Origin of the sequence: Comamonas sp. 23 (assembly GCF_049601575.1) — a bacterium.
Lineage (GTDB): Bacteria > Pseudomonadota > Gammaproteobacteria > Burkholderiales > Burkholderiaceae_C > Comamonas > Comamonas squillarum.
Genome location: NZ_CP187127.1, coordinates 1,800,826 through 1,813,303 on the forward strand (window position 1 = coordinate 1,800,826; position 12,478 = coordinate 1,813,303).

Consider the following 12,478-nt stretch of genomic DNA (forward strand, 5'->3'; position numbering starts at 1 on the left):
GAAGGCTTGCGGATGCAGCGCTTTACATCGATCCCACGGAATGGGGTTGAAATGATAATGATAATTTATTATCATTTTTGCTCTGTTGCTGTTTTGGAGAAGCTCTGCCATGCAAGTCCTGTCCTCGCTCAAAGAAGCCAAGAAGCGCCACCGTGATTGCCAGGTGGTCAAGCGCCGTGGCCGCATCTATGTGATCTGCAAGTCCAACCCGCGCTTCAAGGCGCGCCAGGGTGGGGCCAAGAACAAGCACAAGCGCTGACACCACGCGGGTATCTGCACGTGGTTGGGCAGGCTGGGTGGGTGCTCAGCGGGTGGTGTTGCCGTCCTCGGCCTGGCGGGCCTTGTCGGCCAGAATGTCGAACTCCTTGCGCAGCGCATCCAGCTCGTCTTCGTCCAGCTCTTCCAGTGAAAGCATGCGGTTGCGGGCGGGCTCGATCGCGCGAATGAGCTCATCTAGCTTGATCTGCATGGCCTCAGTATCGCTGTTCTGGGTGGACTGGATCAGGAACACCATCAGGAAGGTAACGATGGTGGTGCCGGTGTTGATCACCAGCTGCCAGGTGTCGTTGAAACCAAAGAATGGGCCGCTGAGGGCCCAGAGCACGATGACCGCCAGGGCACCGACAAAGCAGACGGGGTGGCCGCTGAACTTGGCAACCGAGCGGGCAATTTTGTTGAAAGGGGAATGGTGGGTCTTCACAGGAACTCCTTCGCTCAGGGCTGATGTCCAGCATAGAAGCAAAGGAGGCGGCCAGGTTGCCGCTGCAGATCAAGTGGCTGTAGGAGGGTGGCGGCATTCCTGCTGCAACCATTCGCCAAAGCGCTGGTAGCTTTCCATGTCGCTGCGCCAGGTGGGGGCACAGAGGTAGTAGCCCAGCGGGCTTTCAAAGCGCTGGCCAAAGGGCTCTACCAGCTTGTGCGATGCCAGCGACTCCTGCAGCAGGCAACTGGGCACCAGCGCCACGCCCAAGCCGCCAATAGCGGCCTGGATGATGAGGGTAAAGAGGTTGAAGCCCGGGCCGATGCGTGCGCCTTCATAGGGGCCGGCATAGGCGGTGAACCAGTCGTCCCAGGAGGTGGGCAGCTCGATATGCTGCAGCAGGCTGCACTGCTTGAGGTCGTTGAAGTGCGCAATCGGGTGCTGCTGCAGGTAACTGGGCGAACACACGATGCTGGTCTCGCGCCCGATCAGGTACTGGGCATCGGCAATCGGCCAGTCGCCGTAGCCGTATTGGATGGAGGCATCGAAGCCATCGCCGGTCTCGGCGCTGTCGGTGGTGCTGTAGCGCACAAAGTGGATGGCGATGTGCGGATTGCTGGCGCGAAAGCTCTCCAGCCGGGGAAACAGCCAGTTGGCGGCAAAGGTGGGCGCGACCGACAGGCTGAGCAGGTGGGCGTTCTGCGCGGTGGAGATGACCTGGGTGGTGGCGCGTTCGAGCGACTCCATCGCCGGGCGCACGAGTTTGAGGTAGTTCTCGCCGATATGGGTCAGCGCCAAGCCATGGCTGCGGCGCATGAACAAGGGGTGGCCCAGGTAGGCCTCCAGGCCCGCGATGTGGCGGCTGATGGCGCTTTGCGTGACAAACAGCTCCTTGGCGGCCTTGGAAAACGACAGGTGCTGCGCCGACAGCAAAAAGGCATTCAGCTCTGAAATCGTGGGGCAGCGTCGGCGCATGGGGTATGAGCTCCACTCATGATGGTAGGAAGAATTGGCAGATGCATGACGTCATGTCATTGCCACATATTGTTGCAGCTTGGCTAGAGTTCGGGGCATTAGAGGCAACCATGGCGCTGTGAACGCCACAACCGATTATGCAATCCACCCTGATCCGCAATGCCAAGATTCTGGACACCCGGAATCTCGTATTGACTTCTACTCATACCATTTTGGTGCGCAACGGTCTGATCGAAAAGATCAGTGCCGAAGACTTCGAGGTGGCGGACGCCACCGTCATCGATGCCAAGGGGATGACCTTGATGCCCGGCCTGATCGACTGCCATGTGCACGTGATGGCCTCGGGCTTCAACCTGGGTGCGGTTGCCAATCTGCCCAATGCGCTGGCGCTGCTGCGCGCGCTGCCCATCATGAAGGGCATGATCGACCGGGGCTTTACCTCGGTGCGCGATGCCGGCGGTGCCGACTGGGCGCTGGCCGAAGGGGTGCGTACGCGCCAGGTGGCTGGCCCGCGCTTGTTCTGCGCTGGCAAGGCGCTGTCGCAAACTGGCGGCCATGGCGATTTCCGGGCGCGCAATGACACGCTCGACCCCTGCTCCTGCGCCTACAAGATCGGCAATATCGGCAAGGTGGTCGATGGCGTCGATGCCTGCCGCCTGGCGGTGCGCGAAGAGATTCTGAAGGGCGCCACCCAGATCAAGGTGATGGCCTCGGGCGGCGTGGCCTCGCCCAACGATCCGATCAACAATCTGGGCTTTTCGGTCTCGGAGCTGACCGCCATTGTGGAAGAGGCCCACAATGCGAACACCTATGTGATGGCCCATGCGTATACGCCCCAGGCCATTACCCGTGCCATCGAGTGCGGCGTGCGCACCATCGAGCACGGCAATCTGGTCGATGCACCCACCGCCAAGCTGATGCAGGAAAAGGGTGCCTACATGGTGCCGACCCTGATCACCTACGAAGGCCTGGCCAACGACGGCGCCAAGTACGGTCTGCCCGACGAATCGGTGCAAAAGATTGCCAAGGTGCGCACCAACGGCCTCAAGGCGCTGGAAGTGCTGGACGCCGCGGGCGTGAAGATGGGTTTTGGCAGCGACTTGCTGGGCGAGACGCACTACATGCAATCGGACGAGCTGGTGCTGCGCGCCAAGGTGCTGGGCCACGCCAAGGTGGTGCAACAAGCCACCCTGATCGGCGCCGAGATCCTGAACCACGAAGGCCTGCTGGGCGAAGTGGTGGAGAGTGCCTATGCGGACTTGCTGCTGGTCGACGGCAACCCGCTGGAAGATGTCTCGGTGCTGACCCAGCATGACGCGGCGATCAAGCTGATCATGCGCGACGGCTTCATCCACAAGAACGCCTGCTGATGGGCTTTGAGCGAGAACAACTATATGTATAACGCTTCCGAACGTCTGGAGCGGCTGCCTTTCAGCCGCTTCCATTTCACCTTGCTCATCATTGGCGGCCTGGGCTTGGCCTTTGAGGCGCTGGATGCGGGCATCATCGCCTTCATCCTGCCTTCGCTGCGCGAACAATGGGGTTTGACCGGCATTCAGACAGGCTGGATTGCCAGCAGCACCTATGTCGGCTTCCTGGTGGGCGCGCTGCTGTCGGGCATGCTGGGCGACCGCTTTGGCCGCAAGGTCGTGATGATGTGGGCGCTGGTGCTGTTTTGCGTGGCCACCTTCATCAATGCCTTTGCCACCAACTTCCATGAGTTCTACATCCTGCGCATGATTGCCGGTGTGGGCATGGGCGCGGAGGGGGCGATCGTCGCGCCTTACCTGGCCGAGTTTGTCAGCAGCCGCTACCGGGGCCGCTTCACCGGTGCGCTGGCGGGCTTTTTTTCCTTTGGTTTTGTGATGTCGGCGCTGCTGGGGTATTTCATCGTGCCGATGAGCGACGACGGCTGGCGCTGGATCATGGTCATCGCCTCGGTGCCGGTGGTGTTCCTGCTGTGGATGCGCCGCGCGCTGTTCGAGTCGCCCCGTTGGCTCGAAGAGATGGGCCGCCATGACGAGGCCAGCCGCATCTGTACCGCCATTGAAGAGCAGGTCAAGCGCAGCAGTGGCAAGCCGCTGCCCGAGCCGGTGAAGATGAGCCTGGCTGCCAAGGCTGCCGATTCCGCCGTGCAAGGCGCCTGGGCCAAGCTGGCTACCTTGGTCAAGCCCCAGTACCTGCAAACCACCTTGGTGGTCTGGGTGTTCTGGATCACGGTGATGTTCTGCTACTACGCCTTCCTGGTCTGGATTCCGAGCCTGTTGGTGGCGCGCGGCTTTGCGGTGACCAAGAGCTTCTCCTTCACCATCCTGATCTATCTGGCGCAGATCCCCGGCTACTACTCGGCCGCCTACCTGAACGACAAGATCGGCCGCAAGTACACCATCCTGGCCTATATGCTGGTGTCCTGCCTGGCCGCGCTGGGCCTGGCCTTTGCCGGTGCGGACCAGGAGATCATCCTGCTGAGCATGCTGCTGTCCTTTGGCATGAATGGCGTGATTGCCGGCCAGTACACCTACACCTCGGAAATCTACCCGACCTCGATCCGTGCCACCGGCATGGGCACGGCCTCGGCGCTGGCGCGTATCGGCTCGATCGCCTCACCCACCATCGTGGGAGCGGCCTACCCGGTGCTGGGCTTTGGCGGCGTGTTTGCGCTGATGACGGGCGTGCTGTTTGTCGGCGGCATGGGCATCTTGCTGTTCGGCAAGAACACGCATGGCGTGTCCCTGGAAGGGATTCAGCAATGAGCACCACCCATGTCCTGGGCCGCCTGGCCCACACCCTGGGCCAGAGCAGCGATGCCGAGCGCCACTGGGCCGCGATTGCCGAGGCCTGCCAGCAGCTGTTTGGCTATGGCCTGCTGACCGGCCTGGTCTACCTGCAGCAGGAAAAGCTGATGCGCCGCATCTACTCGTCCAACGAGGACATCAGCCCGCTGGGCGGCTTCAAGGCCACCGGCAAGGGCCCCTGGTCGGGCCGGGTGCTGGACCAGGGCCTGCCCTATATCGGGCGGGATGAGGCCGACATCCGCACCGTGTTCTCCGAAGCCGAGGACCTGGTTGCCCGAGGCCTGCATGCGGTGCTGAATATTCCCGTCTGGTATGGCGGGGAGGTGCTGGGCTCCATCAATATCCTGGGCCCGCGCGGCGCCTACAACGCGGTGCCCGAGGCGCTGATCCACCTGGTGGCCGGTGTCTGCGTGCCGGCGCTGGCCTCGGCCCGCGAGACCGCGCGGGAAGCTGCGCGCGGCATTGACAGCGCCAGTCTGCAAAGCGTCTGAGCGTCTGGCTTGGTGTCACCAAAGCCCGCAAGGCCCCTGGTCCTGCGGGCTTTTTTGCGCCCAAGCAGCCCCTGGCGCCCCAAAGACATGCAGCGGCCTGCGCCCAGGTGCAACACCCTCTACAATCGCCGCCCATGGCTTCTAACAGTTCAGGGCTCTGGTCCTCGCCCGCCGTGCGCATGGGCGTGTCGATCAGCATTGCCACCGGTTTGTACGGCATCTCTTTTGGCGCGCTGGGCGTGGCAGCAGGCCTGACGGTCTGGCAGACCTGCGCCTTGAGCTTGCTGATGTTTACCGGCGGCTCGCAGTTTGCGTTTGTCGGCGTGGTCGCCGGTGGCGGTGCCGGGGCCGCAGCGCTGGGCGCAGCCAGCCTGCTGGGCGTGCGCAATGCGGTCTACGGCATGCAGATGGCCGCCTTGCTCGGCCCGCGCGGCCTGGCACGCCTGCTGTCGGCGCAGTTGACCATTGATGAATCGGCCGCCACCGCGCTGGGGCAGGCGGACAAGGACGAGCAAAAACGGGGCTTTTGGACCGCAGGGGTGGGCGTCTACCTGCTGTGGAACCTGTTCACCGCCGCGGGCGCCTTGCTGGGCAATGCCCTGGGCGAACCGGGGCGCTGGGGCCTGGACGGCGCAGCGGTGGCCGCCTTTATGGGCCTGCTGTGGCCGCGCCTGACGCACAAGGAGCCCATCGCGCTGGCGGTGGTCGCTGCCAGCATTGCGATGCTGGCGGTGCCCTGGGTGGCGCCGGGCGTGCCTATCTTGATTGTGGCGGTGGTGGGGGCCGCCTGGGGTTACGGCTCGCGCAGCAGCGGCACGGCCGGGCAGGGCGCGAGCGCGCAGGAGGCCGCACGATGAACGCGATGGCAGACGTGGGCAACCACTGGTGGATCTGGGTGCTGCTGGCCAGCGCCGTGACCTATGGCACCAAGCTGCTGGGCTACGGCGTGCCCGCGCACTGGCTGCGCCACCCGCGCATGGCCCGGGTGGCTGGTGCGCTGACGATTGCGCTGCTGGCGGCGCTGACCGCCATGAACACCCTCGTCAGCGGCCAGCAGCTGGTGCTCGATGCGCGCCTGGCGGCGATGGCCGTGGCCATCATCGCGCTGGCGCTGCGCGCGCCGTTTTTGCTGGTGGTGGTGCTGGGCGCGGCGGCATCGGCTTTGGTGCGGTTTTGGGCCTGAAAACTGAAAACTAGTTATTGGGTATAATTGCAGGGTTTTGCATGGTGCAAGACGCACGTCGCAAGCTTTTCCGGCTGCGGCGCAAGTAACCAGAATGCCAGCGCAAGCCGGTGTTCCTTATAAGGAAAACACATGATCGCCGCATCTATCAAGGCCGAAGTTGTAAAGGCCAACGCACGTTCCGCTACCGATACGGGCAGCCCAGAAGTCCAAGTGGCTCTGCTGACCGCCCGCATCAACGAACTGACCCCTCACTTCAAGACGCACGCCAAGGACCACCACGGTCGTCGCGGCCTGCTGCGCATGGTGAGCCGTCGTCGTAAGCTGTTGGACTACCTCAAGTCCAAGGACGCTGACCGTTACACTGCACTGATCGCTAAGCTGGGCCTGCGTAAGTAAGCCCAGGGTGAGATGGAGACGCCTGAGTTAGTCCGCTAGCTCAGGCGTTTTTTACTTCAACGCCGCGCAAACAGAGCGAAGCTGTGTCATTCCAAGGGGGCTGAACCCCGGGTTCCAGGCCTTCAACCTCCCTGGAATGGCATCGTGTTCTGAATGCCGGCTCCTGCCGAGAACCGACAGGTTTTTGGCTGTTTAACCAGGAGCAATCTATGTCCATATTCAACAAAGTCACCAAGACTTTCCAGTGGGGCCAACACACGGTCACGATGGAAACCGGTGAAATCGCCCGCCAGGCTTCCGGCGCGGTGCTGGTCAACATCGACGACACCGTGGTGCTGGCGACGGTCGTGGGCTCCAAGATCGCCAAGGCCGGTCAGGACTTTTTCCCGCTGACCGTTGACTACATCGAGAAGACCTACGCTGCGGGCAAGATCCCCGGCAGCTTCTTCAAGCGCGAAGCCAAGCCCAGCGAGCTCGAGACGCTGACCAGCCGCCTGATCGACCGCCCGATCCGTCCGCTGTTCCCCGAAGGTTTCTACAACGACGTGCATGTGGTCATCCACACCATCTCGCTGAACCCTGAAGTGGATGCCGACATCGCTGCGATGATCGCTGTCTCCGCTGCACTGTCCATCTCGGGCATTCCTTTCAACGGCCCTATCGGTGCTGCCCGCGTGGGTTACATCAACGGCGAATACGTGCTCAACCCCGGCCAGACCCAGCGCAAGGATTCGCTGATGGATCTGGTGGTGGCGGGCACCGAAGCTGCTGTGCTGATGGTTGAATCCGAAGCCCAACAACTGCCTGAAGAAGTGATGCTGGGTGCTGTGGTCTATGGCCACGAGCAAGGCCAGGTCGCGATCAACGCCATCCACGAGCTGGTGCGCGAAGCGGGCAAGCCCGCATGGGACTGGGCCGCGCCTGCCAAGGACGAAGCACTGATCGCCAAGGTCGGCGAGCTGGGCGATGCCGCCCTGCGCGATGCATACCAACTGCGCAACAAGCAAGCCCGTACGCTGGCCTGCCGCCAGGCATACGCTGCTGTGAAGGCCGGTCTTGCCGAGCAAGGCGTGGCCTTTGACGGCGTCAAGGTCGATGGCATGCTGTTCGACATCGAAGCGCGTATCGTGCGCTCGCAGATTCTGGCCGGTGAGCCCCGTATCGACGGCCGCGACACCCGCACCGTTCGTCCTATCGAGATCCGCTCGTCCGTGCTGCCCCGCACCCACGGCTCGGCCCTGTTCACCCGTGGTGAAACCCAGGCGCTGGTGATCTCCACCCTGGGTACCGAGCGTGATGCACAGCGCATCGACGCGCTGGCTGGCGAGTTTGAAGACCGCTTCCTGTTCCACTACAACATGCCTCCCTTTGCCACCGGCGAAGTGGGCCGCATGGGCTCGACCAAGCGCCGCGAAATCGGCCACGGCCGTCTGGCCAAGCGCGCTCTGGCCGCTTGCCTGCCTTCGAAGGAAGAGTTCCCCTACACCATCCGTGTGGTGTCGGAGATCACCGAATCGAACGGTTCCTCGTCGATGGCTTCGGTCTGCGGCGGCTGCCTGTCGATGATGGACGCCGGCGTGCCGATGAAGGCCCACGTGGCCGGTATCGCCATGGGTCTGATCAAGGAAGACAACAAGTTTGCCGTGCTGACCGACATCCTGGGTGACGAAGATCATCTGGGTGACATGGACTTCAAGGTAGCCGGTACCACCAACGGTATCACCGCGCTGCAGATGGACATCAAGATCCAGGGCATCACCAAGGAAATCATGCAAGTGGCGCTGGCGCAAGCCAAGGAAGCGCGCATGCACATCCTGGGCAAGATGCAAGAAGCGATGGGCGAAGCCAAGGCCGAAGTCTCGTCGTTCGCGCCCAAGCTCTACACGATGAAGATCAACCCCGAGAAGATCCGTGACGTGATCGGCAAGGGTGGCGCCACCATCCGTGCGCTGACCGAAGAGACCGGCACCCAGATCAACATTGAGGAAGATGGCACCATCACCATCGCCGCTACCGATGGCGCCAAGGCGGACGAAGCCAAGCGCCGCATCGAAGAGATCACCGCCGAAGTCGAAATCGGCAAGATCTACGAAGGCCCGATCGTCAAGATCCTGGAATTCGGTGCCCTGGTGAACCTGCTGCCCGGCAAGGACGGTCTGTTGCACATCAGCCAGATCGCCCACGAGCGCGTGGAAAAGGTGACCGACTACCTGAGCGAAGGCCAGGTCGTCAAGGTCAAGGTGCTGGAGACGGACGAAAAGGGCCGTGTCAAGCTGTCGATGAAGGCGCTGCTGGACCGTCCAGCCGGCATGGCCGAGCGTGAGCCACGCGAATCGCGTGAACCACGCGGCGATCGGGGTGACCGCGGCGACCGTGGTGATCGCGCTCCCCGCCAGCACCGCGAACCACGCGAGCCGCGCGTGGATGGTGATGCTGACCAGCAGCAACAACAACAGCAATAATTTGCTGTGTGACGCACCCATGCGCCTGGCGCTGGGTGCGTTTTTCTGTTGAAAAGCGTGTGCCGATTGTGATTGGCTGAGGAAACAAGCGTGGACAAGATGCGTGCAGTCGAGATCACCGCCTTTGGTGATCCGCAGGTATTGAAGCTGGGAGAGCGTCCTGTGCCGCAGGCGGGGCAGGGCGAGCTGTGCATTCGCGTGGTCGCCAGTGGTGTAAACCGCCCCGATGTGGTCCAGCGCAAGGGCCATTACGCGCCGCCCCCGGGTGCTTCGGACCTGCCGGGTCTGGAAGTGGCCGGTGTGGTGGTGGCGGGCGATGCAGCGGCCATGGCCGAGCAAGGTCTCAAGCTGGGTGACCGCGTGTGCGCGCTGGTGGCCGGTGGTGGCTATGCCGAGTACTGCGTGGCTCCCGTGGCCCAGTGCCTGCCGGTGCCCGAGGGCTTGTCGGATGTCGAGGCCGCTTGCCTGCCCGAGACCTTCTTCACGGTCTGGAGCAATGTGTTTGACCGGGGTGCGTTGCAAGCCGGTGAGACCTTGTTGATCCAGGGCGGCAGCAGCGGCATTGGTGTGACGGCGATCCAGCTGGCCAAGGCCTTTGGTGCCAAGGTGATCGTGACCGCAGGCTCCGATGAAAAATGCCAGGCCTGCCTGGCGCTCGGCGCCGACGAGGCCATCAACTACCGCAGCCAGGATTTTGTCGCCGAGGTGGCGCGCATCACCGCTGGCAAGGGTGTGGATGTGATTTTGGACATGGTGGCGGGCGACTATGTGGCCCGCGAGGTCGAGGCGCTGGCCGAAGATGGCCGCCTGGTCATCATTGCCGTGCAAGGCGGCATCAAGGCCGAGTTCAATGCCGGCTTGGTGCTGCGCCGCCGTCTGCAGATCACCGGCTCGACCCTGCGTCCGCGCCCGGTGGCCTTCAAGGCGGCGATTGCCCAGGCTTTGCAGGCCAAGGTCTGGCCACTGCTGGCAGCGGGCAAGGTGCGTCCCATCATCCACAGCCAATTCCCGGCCGCACACGCCAGCCAGGCCCATGCGCTGATGGAATCCAACCAACATATCGGCAAGATCGTGCTGACCTGGGATCAATTGTGAAAAAACTGATTGCTGGAAACTGGAAGATGAACGGCAGCCTGGCTGCCAATGAAGCCTTGCTGGCCGAGCTGCTGCAAGGCCTGGGTCAACCGGGCTGCGATGTGGCGGTGGCCGTGCCTGCCGTTTATGTGGGCCAGGTGCAGGCTTTGCTGCAAGGCTCGGCGATTGCGCTGGCCGCGCAGGATGTGTCGGCGCACGATGGCGGTGCCTACACTGGTGAAGTCTCGGCCCCGATGCTGCGTGACTTTGCGGTGCGCTACGCGCTGGTCGGCCACTCCGAGCGCCGCCAGTACCACGGCGAAACCGATGCGCTGGTGGCGACCAAGGCGCAAAAGGCCTTGGCCGCTGGCATCACGCCGATTGTCTGCGTGGGCGAGACGCTCGCTGAGCGCGAAGCTGGCCAGACCGAAGCGGTGGTCAAGCGCCAACTGGCGGCGGTGATCCATGCGGTGGGTGCTTGTGTGACGGAAATCGTCGTGGCCTATGAGCCGGTCTGGGCCATTGGCACGGGCAAGACGGCCAGCCCCGAGCAGGCGCAAGCCGTGCATGCTGTGTTGCGCGCGCAACTCGCAGCGGCCAGCACGCAGGCTGCCAAGGTGCCGGTGCTGTATGGTGGCAGCATGAATGCGGGCAACGCCGAGCAACTGCTCGCCCAGCCCGATATTGATGGTGGGCTGATCGGTGGCGCTTCGCTGAAGGCCCAGGACTTTCTGAAAATTATTGCTGCAGCTGCTTGAGGGCAAGCGGCTGCTGGCGACGACCAAGTTTGATAAAAGGGTAGATGATGGTAACGATTCTGTTGACGATTCAAATGCTGGCAGCACTGGTCATGATTGGCTTGGTGCTGGTGCAGCATGGCAAGGGTGCCGATGCGGGTGCTGCCTTTGGCAGCGGCAGCAGCGCGGGCAGCCTGTTCGGTGCTTCCGGTAGCGCCAACTTCCTCTCGCGCAGCACCGGTGTGCTGGCGGCGGTGTTCTTTGCCGCGACCTTGGCGCTGGCCTACCTGGGCAATGCACGCCCGACCTCGGCCGGTAGCGTGCTCGAAGGCCCTGCTGCGACGATCCCGCAGTCGAGCACTCCGGTGGATGCGACCATTCCTCCTGCGTCGACCCCCGCACCTGCCCCAGCCCCTGCGGCTCCCTCCGCTGGTGCGGATGCCTCGGTGCCTGCCGCTGGCGCTGCTGCGCCCGCTGCTGCACCGGCCGCACCTGCTGAGCCAGCACAGCCTGCAGGCAAATAACTCAACTATTTGAAAAGAATCCCTGAACTCAGGGTTTTTACAGAGTAGAATCTGAGTCTGTCTGGTGAGCAGATTGTTTCAAAAGCAATCGGTGCTTGCCAGGCAAGTCAAATCAGCCGTCGTGGTGAAATTGGTAGACACGCTATCTTGAGGGGGTAGTGGCGAAAGCTGTGCGAGTTCGAGTCTCGCCGACGGCACCAACACAATAAAAGGCCTGCCTGGGTCGCGTCTTGTGCTTACCTGGGTTGGCTCCTGCGGTGAGTAGACATCAAGATGAGCCTCGAACAATACCTCCCGGTCCTTTTGTTTATCCTGGTGGGAGCAGGCGTTGGCCTTGGCCCACTGGTCATAGGCTACATCCTCGGACCCAATCGCCCGAACGCGGCGAAAAACTCCCCTTACGAATGCGGCTTTGAGGCCTTTGAAGACGCGCGCATGAAATTCGATGTGCGCTACTACCTCGTCGCCATTCTTTTCATTCTCTTCGACTTGGAAATTGCGTTCCTCTTCCCATGGGCGGTTTCGCTGCATGAAGTGGGAATGCCTGGTTTTATCGCGGTTCTCGTGTTCTTGGCCATTCTGGTGGTGGGTTTCGCCTATGAATGGAAAAAGGGCGCGCTGACCTGGGAATAACCGGAAATCAAAAAGGTACACGATGATTGAAGGTGTGTTGGAGAAAGGCTTTGTCACCACGAGCTACGACTCGGTGGTGAACTGGGCCAAGACTGGGTCGATCTGGCCCATGACGTTTGGTTTGGCATGCTGCGCCGTCGAGATGATGCACGCGGCCGCTGCGCGTTATGACATTGGCCGCTTTGGCGCCGAAGTCTTCCGCGCCAGCCCGCGCCAGGCTGACTTGATGATTGTGGCTGGCACCCTGTGCAACAAGATGGCTCCGGCCATGCGCAAGGTGTACGACCAGATGGCCGAGCCGCGTTGGGTGATCTCGATGGGATCGTGCGCCAACGGTGGTGGTTACTACCACTACAGCTACTCGGTGGTGCGCGGTTGCGACCGCATTGTGCCGGTGGATGTGTATGTGCCAGGCTGCCCGCCCACGGCAGAAGCGCTGATCTACGGCATCATCCAGCTGCAGCAAAAAATCCGCCGCACCCACACGATCGCGCGCGCCTAGGAG

15 protein-coding genes and 1 tRNA gene are annotated in these 12,478 nt (G+C 62.5%); 14 read left to right on the plus strand and 2 right to left on the minus strand.

Annotated features, from left to right (window positions below; all coding sequences use genetic code 11):
• Window positions 1-109: 109 nt before the first annotated feature.
• Window positions 110-259: a type B 50S ribosomal protein L36 gene (gene ykgO / locus ACPEE1_RS08100; protein WP_116925897.1), complete on the plus strand. Its 150-nt coding sequence runs from the start codon at window positions 110-112 to the stop codon at window positions 257-259.
• A gap of 45 nt (window positions 260-304) precedes the next feature.
• Here ykgO and ACPEE1_RS08105 read toward each other — a convergent pair whose 3' ends face one another.
• Entirely contained in the window at window positions 305-700 is a 396-nt protein-coding gene (locus tag ACPEE1_RS08105) for a low affinity iron permease family protein (protein WP_116925898.1), read from the minus strand.
• 69 nt (window positions 701-769) lie between these two features.
• On the minus strand, window positions 770-1,675 hold the full coding sequence (locus ACPEE1_RS08110) for a LysR substrate-binding domain-containing protein (RefSeq protein ID WP_232539399.1): 906 nt from the start codon (window positions 1,673-1,675) through the stop codon (window positions 770-772).
• A gap of 137 nt (window positions 1,676-1,812) precedes the next feature.
• Here ACPEE1_RS08110 and ACPEE1_RS08115 point away from each other — a divergent pair, with 137 nt between their 5' ends.
• The 13 genes from ACPEE1_RS08115 to ACPEE1_RS08175 all read left to right on the plus strand — a co-directional run bounded on the left by ACPEE1_RS08115 (window position 1,813) and on the right by ACPEE1_RS08175 (window position 12,475).
• Window positions 1,813-3,045, plus strand: a complete 1,233-nt coding sequence (locus ACPEE1_RS08115) for a metal-dependent hydrolase family protein (RefSeq protein WP_116925899.1) — start codon at window positions 1,813-1,815, stop codon at window positions 3,043-3,045.
• A gap of 24 nt (window positions 3,046-3,069) precedes the next feature.
• Complete coding sequence (locus ACPEE1_RS08120) at window positions 3,070-4,428, plus strand: MFS transporter (RefSeq protein ID WP_182342882.1); 1,359 nt, start codon at window positions 3,070-3,072, stop codon at window positions 4,426-4,428.
• Window positions 4,425-4,961 (plus strand): GAF domain-containing protein, encoded by a 537-nt coding sequence (locus ACPEE1_RS08125; protein ID WP_116925900.1) that lies wholly within the window; start codon window positions 4,425-4,427, stop codon window positions 4,959-4,961. The genes ACPEE1_RS08120 and ACPEE1_RS08125 overlap by 4 nt, the downstream gene beginning before the upstream one ends.
• A 134-nt stretch (window positions 4,962-5,095) precedes the next feature.
• Complete coding sequence (locus ACPEE1_RS08130) at window positions 5,096-5,818, plus strand: AzlC family ABC transporter permease (protein ID WP_423935898.1); 723 nt, start codon at window positions 5,096-5,098, stop codon at window positions 5,816-5,818.
• Complete coding sequence (locus tag ACPEE1_RS08135) at window positions 5,815-6,144, plus strand: AzlD domain-containing protein (RefSeq protein ID WP_243419319.1); 330 nt, start codon at window positions 5,815-5,817, stop codon at window positions 6,142-6,144. Before ACPEE1_RS08130 ends, ACPEE1_RS08135 begins: the two co-directional genes overlap by 4 nt.
• Before the next feature lie 132 nt (window positions 6,145-6,276).
• On the plus strand, window positions 6,277-6,543 hold the full coding sequence (rpsO, locus tag ACPEE1_RS08140; protein ID WP_116925902.1) for a 30S ribosomal protein S15: 267 nt from the start codon (window positions 6,277-6,279) through the stop codon (window positions 6,541-6,543).
• 209 nt (window positions 6,544-6,752) lie between these two features.
• The gene (pnp, locus tag ACPEE1_RS08145) at window positions 6,753-9,005 is read left to right on the plus strand and encodes a polyribonucleotide nucleotidyltransferase (RefSeq protein WP_182342878.1); all 2,253 of its coding nucleotides are present in this window, start codon (window positions 6,753-6,755) and stop codon (window positions 9,003-9,005) included.
• 99 nt (window positions 9,006-9,104) lie between these two features.
• The gene (locus ACPEE1_RS08150; protein WP_423936413.1) at window positions 9,105-10,100 is read left to right on the plus strand and encodes an NAD(P)H-quinone oxidoreductase; all 996 of its coding nucleotides are present in this window, start codon (window positions 9,105-9,107) and stop codon (window positions 10,098-10,100) included.
• Window positions 10,094-10,837, plus strand: a complete 744-nt coding sequence (tpiA, locus tag ACPEE1_RS08155) for a triose-phosphate isomerase (RefSeq protein WP_116926007.1) — start codon at window positions 10,094-10,096, stop codon at window positions 10,835-10,837. The genes ACPEE1_RS08150 and tpiA overlap by 7 nt, the downstream gene beginning before the upstream one ends.
• 44 nt (window positions 10,838-10,881) lie before the next feature.
• Window positions 10,882-11,340 carry a preprotein translocase subunit SecG gene (gene secG, locus ACPEE1_RS08160; protein WP_232539397.1) on the plus strand — a complete coding sequence of 153 codons (459 nt, stop codon included), beginning with the start codon at window positions 10,882-10,884 and terminating at the stop codon, window positions 11,338-11,340.
• Between the two features lie 115 nt (window positions 11,341-11,455).
• Window positions 11,456-11,540: transfer RNA gene (locus ACPEE1_RS08165), tRNA-Leu, on the plus strand.
• 73 nt (window positions 11,541-11,613) lie between these two features.
• Window positions 11,614-11,973 (plus strand): NADH-quinone oxidoreductase subunit A, encoded by a 360-nt coding sequence (locus ACPEE1_RS08170; protein ID WP_021028557.1) that lies wholly within the window; start codon window positions 11,614-11,616, stop codon window positions 11,971-11,973.
• 22 nt (window positions 11,974-11,995) lie between these two features.
• Window positions 11,996-12,475, plus strand: coding sequence for a NuoB/complex I 20 kDa subunit family protein (locus ACPEE1_RS08175; RefSeq protein ID WP_021028558.1), 480 nt, complete (start codon window positions 11,996-11,998; stop codon window positions 12,473-12,475).
• Window positions 12,476-12,478: the final 3 nt, after the last annotated feature.

Bases quoted from the DNA above. Each gene is read 5' to 3' on its own strand.
- ykgO (WP_116925897.1), top strand. From the start codon at position 110: ATGCAAGTCCTGTCCTCGCTCAAAGAAGCCAAGAAGCGCCACCGTGAT.
- ACPEE1_RS08110 (WP_232539399.1), bottom strand. From the start codon at position 1,675: ATGCGCCGACGCTGCCCCACGATTTCAGAGCTGAATGCCTTTTTGCTG.
- ACPEE1_RS08115 (WP_116925899.1), top strand. From the start codon at position 1,813: ATGCAATCCACCCTGATCCGCAATGCCAAGATTCTGGACACCCGGAAT.
- ACPEE1_RS08120 (WP_182342882.1), top strand. From the start codon at position 3,070: ATGTATAACGCTTCCGAACGTCTGGAGCGGCTGCCTTTCAGCCGCTTC.
- ACPEE1_RS08125 (WP_116925900.1), top strand. From the start codon at position 4,425: ATGAGCACCACCCATGTCCTGGGCCGCCTGGCCCACACCCTGGGCCAG.
- ACPEE1_RS08130 (WP_423935898.1), top strand. From the start codon at position 5,096: ATGGCTTCTAACAGTTCAGGGCTCTGGTCCTCGCCCGCCGTGCGCATG.
- ACPEE1_RS08135 (WP_243419319.1), top strand. From the start codon at position 5,815: ATGAACGCGATGGCAGACGTGGGCAACCACTGGTGGATCTGGGTGCTG.
- rpsO (WP_116925902.1), top strand. From the start codon at position 6,277: ATGATCGCCGCATCTATCAAGGCCGAAGTTGTAAAGGCCAACGCACGT.
- pnp (WP_182342878.1), top strand. From the start codon at position 6,753: ATGTCCATATTCAACAAAGTCACCAAGACTTTCCAGTGGGGCCAACAC.
- ACPEE1_RS08150 (WP_423936413.1), top strand. From the start codon at position 9,105: ATGCGTGCAGTCGAGATCACCGCCTTTGGTGATCCGCAGGTATTGAAG.
- secG (WP_232539397.1), top strand. From the start codon at position 10,882: ATGATGGTAACGATTCTGTTGACGATTCAAATGCTGGCAGCACTGGTC.
- ACPEE1_RS08170 (WP_021028557.1), top strand. From the start codon at position 11,614: ATGAGCCTCGAACAATACCTCCCGGTCCTTTTGTTTATCCTGGTGGGA.
- ACPEE1_RS08175 (WP_021028558.1), top strand. From the start codon at position 11,996: ATGATTGAAGGTGTGTTGGAGAAAGGCTTTGTCACCACGAGCTACGAC.